The organism is Marinobacter sp. (assembly GCF_040904845.1).
GTDB lineage: Bacteria > Pseudomonadota > Gammaproteobacteria > Pseudomonadales > Oleiphilaceae > Marinobacter.
Map to the genome: position 1 here is coordinate 1 of NZ_JBBDSR010000012.1, position 11626 is coordinate 11626.

The window sequence follows — 11626 nt, forward strand, 5'->3', positions numbered from 1 at the left end:
ATCGGCCCCCGGTGATTATCAATCCGTGACAGCAGGGTTAACCATCGGGCGTTGAAACCGGTAATGGGTTTGACCGGTACCGCATGATCGGCAGCGCCCCGAACTTCCTCAACCCGGGGCGATGAACCGATATTCACCGACAGCAGATCGTAGGGCACATCCGGCCTGGACCGGCAGCGGACCCGTTTGTTACCGCGATCAAGTCCAATGGCTTCATCCCGATAGAAGCGCGCCCCGGCAAATTCTGCCAGCCGGCTCAGATCGATGTGCACGTCGTCGTAGGAATAGTGACCAGCCACGTAACCCGGCAGCATGCCGGAGTAGGGGGTGTGGGTGTCGCGGCAGATGAGCGTAAGCCGCACACCCGGCACCGGGTTCATGGCGAACCGCTTCAATACCCCGACGTGGCTGTGCCCGCCGCCAATCAGAACGATGTCCCGTAAAACAGGCTGCTCAGGCGTTTGCATCAAAGAACTTTCTTCGCTTCGTCAGTCAAGGTGGAGAACCCTTTAATGCTCGAAAAAGCCTGCAGTTTTTCTTTATCGGCCGCAGAAGGGTTGGCAATCTGATCCACGGAGGTAATGCCAGCTTCCTGCATTTTTGCGGCGATTGCGGGGCCAATACCTTTAACCCGCGTCAGGTCATTTTTATTCGCGGGCTTGGCCGCCTTTTTGGCCGGGGTCTTGCGCGCAGCGGGCTTGGTGGCTGGCTTGGCGGTCGACTTGGAAGCAGTCTTCGCAGGAGACTTTGCAGATGGCTTGGCCGCCGCCTTCGCAGGCGATTTTTTGGTGGTTTTGCTGTCGGCAGCTTCCTTCAGCTCCTTTTTAGCCTCTTTGCTAGCGATACCAAGGCGTTCCAACACACTGTCCTGAAGCTCATGAAACTCGCTCATGCGACGTTCGAATTCGTCATTGAAGCGTTTCATCTCACGATCCCGCAGATCGTCGACGTCTTTCAACAGTTTGCGAACCGGGTCCTGGATCTGGGTCTGCAGGCTGTCAAACTGTTTGAGCGCGTCGTTGATCAGGCTTTCGATCTGGGATGACGTTTTCTCAAATTCCTTGTTCACTTTTTTGACGATCTTATCCACGCTTGGCTTGGTTTTTTTGCCCATGGAGGCTGTCTCCTTACAGTTCGATGAAAGTGGGGGAACGCGGGTTCAGGCCGTTTGCTGAATACCGGAGGCCGGACCGGAGGTGGTACGACGTGATCTCAAAGACCTCTTTTTATTCACCACGTCACGTATGCGACGCAGCTTGTCGGAGAGAGGAGATGTTTTTGCATCAGTAAAATCAAAAAAATCAATGGCGTAAAAGAAATTGCTGCAGTGTTTTGTACGCTCTGTCACCAAGCCGGTCAGGCCCTCGGCCTGAATATTTTCAAACGGCATATCCAGAATCAGGTCGAGAACAACGGTATCGCCCGGACTGAAAATCTTATCGGTTTTCAGTATGCAGCCGTAGTTATCGAGCTCAAACAGGCTCGCCTCAACGGTTTCCTTGCGAAAGAGACCGCGTTTGATGCGAAAGCGAGCAATCAGATCTGGTAGTGCTTCATTCATGGTTAAACAATAGCCACAGTTTGAGGATTTGGCAACGGCGTCAGCGCTATACGATAACCCTCTCAGGCAGTTCATCAACTACCTGGGAGCGCATAGCGGGCCAATTTCACTGGGTTTTGAGCTCATACAGGTCAACACGCCGGTCTTTCAGGTTAGTGACCGAGCCTTCGTTCCTCACGACTTTGAGCTTTTCCAGATCCATGTCCGAGAACATGATCATCTCGGTGTTGGGCGTGGTTTCCGCCATCACCGCATCGTGTGGAAACGCAAAGTCCGACGGGGAGAACACGGACGACTGGGCGTACTGAACGTCCAGGTTCTCAACCTTCGGCAGGTTGCCCACGCTGCCGGTAATCACCACATAACACTCGTTCTCGATGGCTCGTGCCTGAGCGCAGTGGCGTACCCGCAGGTAGCCGTTTTTGGTATCGGTCCAGAACGGCACGCAGATAATGTCCACTTCCTGGCTCGCGGCCATCCGACCCAGTTCCGGAAACTCGATGTCGTAACAGATCATGATCGCGACCCGCCCGGCATCGGTTTCGAAGACCTGAAACTTGTCACCGCCTTCAATCACCCAGTCTCTACGTTCGTGAGGGGTGATGTGGATCTTGCGCTGTTCGTCCACGCGGCCATCCCGGTGGCACAGGTAGGACACGTTGTAGACCCGGTCATCCTCCAGCAGGGGCATGGACCCGGTAATGATGTTGATGTTGTAACTGACAGCCATTTCCGACATTTCATTGCGGAACTGCTCGGTGAACCCGGCCAGGAAACGGATCGCTCTGGTCTGGTCCATCTGGTCTGTGAGGCCCATAAGCGGCGCGTTGAAGAATTCCGGAAACAGCGCAAAATCACTTTTGTAGTCAGACAGTGCATCGACAAAGTACTCCACCTGCTTCAGCACCTCCTCCACCGATGTGAATTCCCGCATCTGCCACTGCACCGCGCCCAGACGCACTTGGGTTTTCTTCACCCCGAGTACGGAGGATGGTGGGGTGTAAAGAATGTTCCGCCACTCCAGCAGGGTGGCATAGCCGAGGGATTTTTCATCCTCTGGCAGGTATTTGTGCATCAACCGGGTGACCTGGAAGTCGTTCGATAGCTGGAACGTCAGGATCGGGTCGTAGATGTCTTTTCGATCGACCCGCTGAATGTATTCCTCGGGCGAATACTGCTCGGAAAACTTGTGATAGTTAGGGATACGGCCGCCGGCCAGAATCGCACGCAGATTGATGGAGCGGCACAGCTCTTTGCGGGCTTCATACAAACGCCGGCCCAGGCGATAGCCGCGGTAATCCGGGTGGATGAACACATCCAGTCCGTAGAGCGAGTCGCCTTTCGGGTTGTGCCAGATTTTCTCGTTGCGCAGGATCAGGTCGTCGTAGGTATGAGGGTTGCTGAACCGCTCGTATTTAACACAGACGGTTAACGCCACCGCAATCAACTGGCCGGATTCCTCAATACAGATCTGTCCGTCGGGGAACTGCTCCACCAGGGCTTTGATGGTGTCCCTCGGCCATGCGCCACCAATATCGTCGTAAATTCGATCCATCAGCTGCTCGAGCTCTTCGTAATCGTCAAGCGTCAGGTTTCGAAGGTTAAGATGCAGCTCTTCATGGGCCATATCTGGGAGGCTCCCGTTAGATATTGAGGGTTATTGAGCTGATATTAACAGATGGCACCAAAGACTTCGCACCCAGGGCCGAAAGACTTTATACCTAGCGTCAGCGGTTGAATATCTCCAGCCGCCGGCGAAGGTTACTGAGGGTCTGGCGCCCAATGGTGCGGGACTCCTCGCTCAGGAACGGGTTCCTCAGCACCACCACGTTGCGGCGTTCAAGGGCGAGATCTTCAAGCGGTTTGCCGTAGTATTGCTGGAGGAAGCGACCGAAGCTGCCATCAACAATCGCACGCTCCAGGCCGAGTTGGACACGGTGGGCGGTAAGATAGTTGTCAGGCGCGGTAAAAAAGTACGACGGCATCGGGTAGGCCAGTAACAGCGTGGGCTCAACGACAAGTTTGGGGTCGTTTTCGATCTCGAGATCAAAGCCAACCTCGCTGACACCACGGGCAAAACAGTCAAAACGATCATTCCGCAGCATCCGGAACAGGATTTCGTAGCGTGAATGGGTCACAACGGCGATGTCGTTCTGCTCCAGTATGTCGGCATCCGGCCAGTGCAAACCCTGCCCAATGCGGATGCCCCGGTCCCGGATGTCTTCTATGGACGTTACACCTTCAAACAATGGCAGGGCATCGGGTAGAACGACACACACCCGGAACCCGAGCAGACCACCGTCAATCGGAATGGGCACCGCAAGCAGTTCGGTTTCACGTTCACGGCTACTGGCGACGTTTGCAATGTCGACAAGATCATTTCGGGAATGCGACATCTCAAGGAGTACGCGGCCCTGGCCGACTTCCACACTGCGGGTGATGCTGTAATCGCCGTATTCTGCTGTTTTGTCCAATGCCAGACGGAGCAGGGCAAGGATGGCGGGGCTGTCGTAGTTGCGGTACCAGAGTTTGTACTCGGTGACAGGGGGCGGGTCATAGCGGGCCTGAACAATAGGAGCCGCAAGGCAGACGGACAACCACATCCCCAGTGTGACGCGCATAATAAAAGCCGCCCGGTTCCCGAGCCTGGGAGAATGCAGTGCCATAACGATCTTTCTCCGTGCTTCCATGTTGCGGGAGGGTGATTGCCTACGTAGTAGTTTAGAATAGAAATTGCGGAACTGGCGGTGTTTAATTCTAAAAAACTGTAAAAGATGCTTGCAGAGCAGAGATCGGGCCTGCAATGATTTCGCCATCTTTACTGATGGGATACAAGGTTATGGCGATGATTGACAGGTTGATCGGTGCCACGGGGCAGTGGGTTTCGAGCAGTGACCCCAAGGCCTCGGTGACCAACCCTCTTGCGTGGATAAAGAAAACCAGCGGTTACGCGGCGGTGAACCGCATCATCGGCCTGGCCATTCCATTCGCGCCCCGGAACAATTTCAGCGTGGAAGAAGTGCGGCCAGGGTTTGTGAAAGCTCGGGTTCGCCTGAAAGGGAACAAAAACCATTTTGGCAGCCTGTACGCAGGTGCCTATTTTCTGGTGGCGGAAATCCCCGGCGGCGTGCTGACCCTGTTTGACCTGGGGCCTGCCTACACGCCCATACTGAAAGAAATGACTCTGCAGTTCCTGCAACCTGCCAATTCCGACGTTACGGTCACCTTCGAGCTGGACGCGGAATCCGTGAAGGCAATCAAAGCCGAGGCGGATCAAACCGGCCGTGCTGCCTTTTCTCTGGAAGGCACACTGTATGACGAAGATGGCAACCATGTGGCCACCTCCATCGCTCAGTACCGGGTGCGCAAAAAGGGGTTCACCCCGGGCTGAGTTCGCTCAGTGTCTGCAGGAAAATCTCACCGTATTTGTCCAGTTTGGCGGCACCCACACCGCTCACCTCTGCCAGCTCGGCCAGGTTTGTGGGCCGTCGTTCGAGCATGTCGAACAGGGTGGTGTCGTGGAAAATGACGTAAGGCGGTACGCCCTGTTTGTCCGCCAACGCCTTGCGGCACGCCCGCATAGCTTCCCAGCCCGCCTGGTCGGTAATCTGATCGCTGATTTTTGCCCGCGCGCCACCGGAACTGGCACGCCCGCTGGATTTCACGGGTGCAGGGTCTTTGCGCAGCTTGATGGGTTCCTTGCCTTTGAGTAGCGGCCGGCACTGCTCCGTCAGCTGCAGCGAACCGTAGCCCTCGGGGTCGGCGCGCAGGTAACCGTTGGCGACCAGTTGGCGAAACACCGATTTCCACTCATTCACCGACAGGTCGGTACCAATCCCGTAAGTAGACACCTTATCGTGACCAAACTGGCGAACGCGCTCATTTTCAGAGCCCCTCAGAACGTCAATCAGATAGGTAACGCCATAACGCTGGCCGGTACGGAACACGCAGGACAGCGCTTTCTGGACCGCCACCGTGCCATCCCAGGTTTCGGGCGGGATCAGGCAGGTGTCGCAATTACCGCAGGGTTGCTCCATGGCATCCCCGAAATAGCGCAGCAGAACCTGTCGCCGGCAACTGGTGACTTCGCACAGCCCGAGCATGGCGTCCAGTTTCTGTCGCTCAACGCGCTTGAACTGATCATTGCCCATGGACCCTTCCAGCATCTGCCGGAGCTTGATCACATCCTGCAGGCCATACACCATCCACGCGGTGGACGGTTTGCCATCACGACCAGCGCGACCGGTCTCCTGGTAATAGGCTTCCAGGCTCTTGGGCAAATCCAGGTGGGCGACAAATCGCACATCCGGCTTGTCGATACCCATACCGAAAGCAATGGTGGCCACCACGATCACACCGTCCTCGCGCAGAAACCGCTCCTGGTTCCGGGACCGCTCGGGCGCGCTCAGGCCGGCGTGATAGGGCAGTGCGGTGTAGCCTTTCTCCGCGAGCATGCGGGCGGTGGCATCCACTTTATTGCGGGACATGCAGTAAACGATGCCACAGTCTTCCTGATGTTCCGCTTTAATAAAATCCAGCAACTGTTTGTTGGCATTCGTTTTTGGTGAAATCCGATACTGAATATTCGGGCGATCAAAGCCGCTGACGAAGTGCCGCGCCTCGGTGAGCGACAGCCGTTCGGCAATCTCTTTACGTGTGCGTTCATCCGCCGTCGCGGTCAGCGCGATACGAGGTACCTGCGGGAACTCCCGCGCAAGCAGGCTGAGTTCCAGGTAGTCTGAGCGGAAATCGTGGCCCCACTGTGACACGCAGTGGGCTTCATCTATGGCAAACAGCGATATGGACGCGTCGTGCAAAAGCTCAATGGTTCGCGGCTGAATCAATCGCTCAGGGGCACAGTAGAGCAGGTCCAGTTCGCCGGTCATCAGGGCATTTTCGGTATCTCGCGCCTGGCTGAAATCCATGGTGGAATTCAGGAACGACGCGCGCACCCCCAGTTGATTAAGAGCAGCGACCTGATCGTGCATCAGGGCAATCAAGGGTGAAATAACCACGGCCGTGCCGGGCCGCACCAATGCGGGCACCTGGTAGCAAAGCGACTTACCACCGCCGGTAGGCATCAGAACCAGCGCATCGCCCCCGTTGACCACCTCACGGATGATGTCACCCTGAAGTGGCCGGAACGTCTCATAGCCGAACACCTCGTGCAGAACCTGTTCGGGGTCTTTCAGGGAAAGGGTGGGGCGTTCTGTGCTGAGTTGGTCGAAGTCCATGAGATGCCAGTGTCAGTGTGCGGGAATGATCGGTGTTACCGTGTGCGAGGGCCGAAATGATACCAGATTCACAGGCACATTAGAGGCAAATGGCCACCATAAACGCTATAATGCCGCGACTTTTAATGTCATCGCCCCTGAACTGCAGACCCAGACCGACTCAGAAAACAACAGGAACTCCATGCAGGAATTTGATGCCATCCGTCCCTATTCGGACGAAGAAACCGGTTCTGCCATTCAACGCCTGGTCCATGATCCGGAATTTCTGGACATGATTGCGCGCTTTAAATCCCCGACATTTGCCCGCTGGGCTCCGGCGCTTCTCCGGCTCTGGGTAAAGCGCTGGCTGGTCAGTAACTTCGGCCACCTCGAGCGGGTGGATGACCTGCAGGCAAAGGTGTCCGGTTACGTCGGCGAACTGGTGGATAATACCACCACCCGGGTGACCCAGAGTGGGCTCGAGAACCTTGAAAAGCGCAGCGCTTACCTGTTTATTTCCAACCATCGGGACATCGTTTTCGATCCGATGGTGTTGAACCACCTGCTGTTTGCCAACGGTTTCAACACCACCCGCATCGCCATCGGCGACAACTTGCTGGAGAACCGGGTGTTTGCGGAGATGATGCGGCTGAACAAAAGCTTCGTGGTTCGCCGCAACATGACCAGCCCGCGTGAGATGCGCGATGCCTACATTATGCTGTCAGGTTTTATCAACCACAGCATCGACACCAACCACAGCATCTGGATCGCACAGCGTGAAGGCCGTGCCAAAGACGGTCTCGATTTCACCGACCCCGCCATCATCAAAATGTTCTACATGAGCAAAAAGAAGAGCGGGCTGGATTTTGCGGAAGCGGTCAACCGCCTGCATATCGTGCCGGTGTCCATCGCCTACGAGTACGACCCCTGCGATGTGGACAAAGCACGGGAACTGGAAACCCGGGCCCGGACCGGCAGCTACACCAAGGCCTCCGGCGAAGACACCGGCCAGATCATGAAAGGGTTGACCGGATTCAAGGGCCACGTACACGTGCATTTTGGGGCCCCGATTGCGGACGCTCCGGGGAACGCCAAGGACCTCGCCGCCCGTATTGATCGTGAAATGCACGCCAACTACCACTTGCACGCATCCAACCTGGTGGCCTACCGTCAGCGCGGCATTCATCCCCAGGCACATACCACACCGGATACCGTAAGCGACGCCGTGGTGACGGCGGAAACCTGGTCACCGGCGGAACTGGAAGCAGCGGAAGCCGAAATGGAGCGTCGCCTCGAGGGATGTGAACCGGCCATTCGCCCGTATTTGTTGGATATGTACGCCAACCCGGTGGTTACCGCGTTGCAGGCCAATACCCCCGACACTCATCAACCGCTCACTGACGATTGAGGTATTTTGTGCAGGAACTGAAGTACATCGAACTGGAAACCAACCCGAATCCCACCGCAGCGGTAATCTGGCTGCATGGCCTCGGTGCCAGCGGGCATGATTTCGAGCCCGTAGTTCCGGAGCTGGGATTGCCAAATGACGCCGCCGTGCGGTTCCTGTTTCCCCATGCTCCGGTGATGCCGGTAACCATCAACGGTGGCATGAGCATGCCCGCCTGGTATGACATCAAAGCCATGGACATCGACCGGGTGGTCGACACCGAGCAGCTCAAAGCGTCCTCCGATGCGGTGGCCCGCATGGTTGATCGTGAAATTGAGCGGGGCATACCGGCCAGTCGGATTGTCATCGCCGGTTTCTCCCAGGGCGGGGCCGTGGCCTACGAACTTGGGCTGACGTACCCACAGCGATTGGCCGGAATTCTGGCGTTATCGACCTATTTTGCGACGGCACAAACCATTGAGGTGTCCGAGGCCAACCGGGACACGCCGATCAATGTCTATCACGGTACATTTGACCCCGTAGTGCCAGAGGCGCTAGGCCAGCAAAGCGTTAAAACCCTGGGCACCATGGGCTACCAGCCCCGTTATGAAACTTACCCCATGGAACACAGCGTGTGCCTGGAAGAGGTTCAGGATATAGGCGAGTTTATCGTCAAACATGCGCTTGCGTGACGGTCCGTTGCAACCGTGTAATACTTGATTTGTATCAACTGTGATCGGCCAGAGTTGGCGCTATGATGTTGGCCACTATTTGTTCAACCATCTTCAGCAGGCAGCCACTCTGGGAGGTTCTATGGAACATAGGATTAGCAAGCGCATTCTGGGAAAGCTCGGCCTTCTGGTCTACAAGCGCGGGTTGCCGGTCGCAACCGGCCAGATCCGGGATGCAAGCCCACGAGGCCTTTTCATCGCCACGAACTACACCGACCTGCAACTGAACCAGACCGTGGAGCTCGAAATCTGCTTTCCCGGCAGAAAAGAGAGTGCGTTTCGTCGCCTCAAGGCTCATGTGGTCCGGAAATCGGACAAGGGGGTAGGGCTTGATTTCGAGGGCGAGGAGAATGACGGGCTCACCATCTCCGCACTGCTTTCCTGGCTCTACAAACACAACCACGTTGTCAGTTACTTTCCACCCATCCGCCAGAACGTTTCTAGCTGATCAGCTCCGCCAGAAGCCCGGCGACAGCACAATCACTACACTGAGAATTTCCAGACGCCCCATCAGCATGCCCACGGCCAGAATCCATTTGGCGGCGTCTGGCAAGGGCTGGAAGGTGCCAGCGGGGCCGATCACCGCTCCCAGGCCGGGGCCGACGTTGGTCAGTGCGGTGAGCGCACCGGACAAGCTGGTGATAAAGTCGAGCTGAAGCGCGGCAAGGGCGACGGTGATGATCAGCAGGCACAGCAGGAAAATAAACGTGTAGGCAATCATGGATGAGATGATCTCATCGCTGACGGCGCGACCGTTGTAGTTCCGGGTGAGCACTGCGCGCGGGTGCAAGAGCCGCATTAACTGCTCTTTCAACACAATCACGGAAAGCTGGTAGCGGAAGATTTTCATACCGCCCGCCGTTGAACCCGAACAACCACCAACGAACATCAGAAAGAAGAACAGCACAAAGGCCAGCGGGCCCCACGCGGAATAATCCTCCGACGCATACCCGGTTGTGGTGACCACCGACGTGACGTTGAACAACGTCGCAACATAGCCGTGAATTGGGTCAAAATCACCGCTAGCCACGTACCAGCGGTAGAGCGTCAGCAACGCCGGCACCACCAACAGAATGGTCAGAAACAGCCGCACCTGCTGATCGCGGAACAGCACACCTCGCTGGCCGTGCATCTCCCTGACGAACAGGAAAAACGGCATACTGCCAACCATCATAAACAGGCTCGCCTGCAGAAGAATCAGGTCGGAATCGAATTTGCCCATGGACGCGTCGGACGTGGAAAACCCGCCAGTTGCGATGCTGGTAAGGCCATGATTGAAAGCATCAAACAGGCTCATCCCTGACAGTGAGTAAGTGACCACCGCAATGACAGAAAAACCTACATAAACCACCAACAGGCCCCTGCTGAGGGTTTTCATTCGCGGCAGGGCCTTGTCCGTCCACTCCGACGATTCGGTGGCGAACAATCGCATGCCGCCGACCCGCAGAAACGGTAGCACCGCCACGAACATACCGATGATCCCGATACCGCCAATCCACTGCAGAATCGAACGCCAAAGCAGGAGGTCCCGGTCCATGGTGTCGAGCCCGGTGAGTACTGTCGCACCCGTGGTAGTTATGCCAGAGGAGCCTTCAAAAAAGGCATCAGCCATGGAGATGCTGTTGTCACTGAGGTAAAACGGCAAGGCAGAGAGCAGGGCGATAATGAACCAGCTCGATACCGTTAAAACAAACATGAACCGGGGCTTCAAATCCCGCGGTTGGCGATAGGTCAGGACGATCCCGAGCACGCCGAGACCACATACAATGCCAGCAGACTCCGCAAACGCCATGGCGTTTGGCGCCTCAGAAGCTGATAGAAGTATGACCGGTAACGTCATGAAAATGCTTAAAAGCACAAACATGATGCTTACAATAAAGATGACAGGATTCAGGTTTCTCAAAGGATGCTCAAGCCGGCTGAACAGAGAGACGGCGTCAGAATACATGCGGCCTGCCGCTTTCGCAAGGCAGCACAGGCCCGCTCACAGAAGATTAAGCAGGAATTAAATCGCGGTAAATATCCGGTAAATGGTGAACGATGTGCTGGATAAATCCGTTTCATTGGTGCAGTTTCATAAAACCATTGATAAATATCAGGAAGGAGCATTGACCATGATGAACAGATCCCGTTCTTTAGTATTTGGACTGGCCACACTGACCGGCAGTCTCGCTGCGGCCCCCGCACTGGCGCAGGATATGTACAAATCGGGCATGGGAAACTTGTACGCTGGCCTGAACTACACCTTTTTCAACCTCGAAGATGACTCAGCCGACGCGGACGTCGGGGCGCTGTCTGGCAAGGTCGGGGTGCTTGCCACCCCATACTTCGGCGTGGAAGCCCGCGCAGGCTTCGGCGTGGATGACGACCGGGTGGGCGGCATCGACTATTCCGTCGACAATTTCTTTGGCGGCTACGCGACGCTCAACCTTGCCAACGAATCCCCCGCGACACCTTATGTGATCGTCGGCTTCAGCCGCCTCGAGCTCGAGGCTGAAGGACCTCTGGGCACGCGCACTGACGACGATTCCGACTTGTCCTACGGGGTCGGTGTGAACGTCGAGATGGCACCGCAGGTTTCCGGTAACCTGGAATACATGCGGTATTATGACAAGAGAGACGTTACCATTGACGGCCTTGGCGTGGGTGTAACGTTTAATTTCTGATCAGACAGGGGAGGTTACTTGAATCATCTGGCCCACCTTTTTCTGGCCCCGGATGCACCACAGATCCG

11 protein-coding genes and 1 pseudogene are annotated in these 11626 nt (G+C 56.2%); 5 read left to right on the forward strand and 7 right to left on the reverse strand.

Features of this window, described 5'->3' with window-relative positions; genetic code table 11:
• From WD429_RS01240 to WD429_RS01260, 5 genes and pseudogenes are all read right to left on the reverse strand, one after another.
• A pseudogene (locus WD429_RS01240) lies at nucleotides 1-467 on the reverse strand (bifunctional NADH dehydrogenase FAD-containing subunit/selenide, water dikinase SelD); the annotation flags it as partial.
• Nucleotides 467-1114, reverse strand: coding sequence for a helix-hairpin-helix domain-containing protein (locus tag WD429_RS01245; protein WP_368420353.1), 648 nt, complete (start codon nucleotides 1112-1114; stop codon nucleotides 467-469). The gene WD429_RS01245 and the pseudogene WD429_RS01240, both read right to left, overlap by 1 nt.
• Nucleotides 1115-1159: 45 nt before the next feature.
• Nucleotides 1160-1561, reverse strand: coding sequence for a hypothetical protein (locus WD429_RS01250; protein WP_368420354.1), 402 nt, complete (start codon nucleotides 1559-1561; stop codon nucleotides 1160-1162).
• A 106-nt stretch (nucleotides 1562-1667) separates the two neighbouring features.
• Entirely contained in the window at nucleotides 1668-3188 is a 1521-nt protein-coding gene (locus WD429_RS01255) for a GNAT family N-acetyltransferase (protein ID WP_368420355.1), read from the reverse strand.
• A 100-nt stretch (nucleotides 3189-3288) separates the two neighbouring features.
• Nucleotides 3289-4227 (reverse strand): hypothetical protein, encoded by a 939-nt coding sequence (locus tag WD429_RS01260; RefSeq protein WP_368420356.1) that lies wholly within the window; start codon nucleotides 4225-4227, stop codon nucleotides 3289-3291.
• A 173-nt stretch (nucleotides 4228-4400) separates the two neighbouring features.
• On the opposite strand from WD429_RS01260, the gene WD429_RS01265 reads away from it, so the two are divergent.
• On the forward strand, nucleotides 4401-4952 hold the full coding sequence (locus tag WD429_RS01265; RefSeq protein ID WP_368420357.1) for a PaaI family thioesterase: 552 nt from the start codon (nucleotides 4401-4403) through the stop codon (nucleotides 4950-4952).
• Here the strand turns inward: WD429_RS01265 and recQ are convergent.
• Nucleotides 4939-6795, reverse strand: coding sequence for a DNA helicase RecQ (gene recQ / locus WD429_RS01270; RefSeq protein WP_368420358.1), 1857 nt, complete (start codon nucleotides 6793-6795; stop codon nucleotides 4939-4941). The genes WD429_RS01265 and recQ overlap by 14 nt on opposite strands.
• A gap of 181 nt (nucleotides 6796-6976) precedes the next feature.
• On the opposite strand from recQ, the gene WD429_RS01275 reads away from it, so the two are divergent.
• The 3 genes from WD429_RS01275 to WD429_RS01285 all read left to right on the forward strand — a co-directional run bounded on the left by WD429_RS01275 (nucleotide 6977) and on the right by WD429_RS01285 (nucleotide 9340).
• Nucleotides 6977-8182: a 1-acyl-sn-glycerol-3-phosphate acyltransferase gene (locus WD429_RS01275; protein WP_368420359.1), complete on the forward strand. Its 1206-nt coding sequence runs from the start codon at nucleotides 6977-6979 to the stop codon at nucleotides 8180-8182.
• An 8-nt stretch (nucleotides 8183-8190) separates the two neighbouring features.
• On the forward strand, nucleotides 8191-8853 hold the full coding sequence (locus WD429_RS01280) for an alpha/beta hydrolase (protein WP_368420360.1): 663 nt from the start codon (nucleotides 8191-8193) through the stop codon (nucleotides 8851-8853).
• 121 nt (nucleotides 8854-8974) lie between these two features.
• Nucleotides 8975-9340, forward strand: coding sequence for a PilZ domain-containing protein (locus WD429_RS01285; RefSeq protein ID WP_368420361.1), 366 nt, complete (start codon nucleotides 8975-8977; stop codon nucleotides 9338-9340).
• Here the strand turns inward: WD429_RS01285 and WD429_RS01290 are convergent, their stop codons facing one another.
• Nucleotides 9341-10756 carry a TrkH family potassium uptake protein gene (locus WD429_RS01290; RefSeq protein WP_368420363.1) on the reverse strand — a complete coding sequence of 472 codons (1416 nt, stop codon included), beginning with the start codon at nucleotides 10754-10756 and terminating at the stop codon, nucleotides 9341-9343. It lies immediately after the preceding gene.
• Nucleotides 10757-11006: 250 nt separating this feature from the next.
• On the opposite strand from WD429_RS01290, the gene WD429_RS01295 reads away from it, so the two are divergent.
• Nucleotides 11007-11558, forward strand: coding sequence for a porin family protein (locus WD429_RS01295; RefSeq protein ID WP_368420362.1), 552 nt, complete (start codon nucleotides 11007-11009; stop codon nucleotides 11556-11558).
• The last annotated feature ends 68 nt before the right edge of the window (nucleotides 11559-11626 follow it).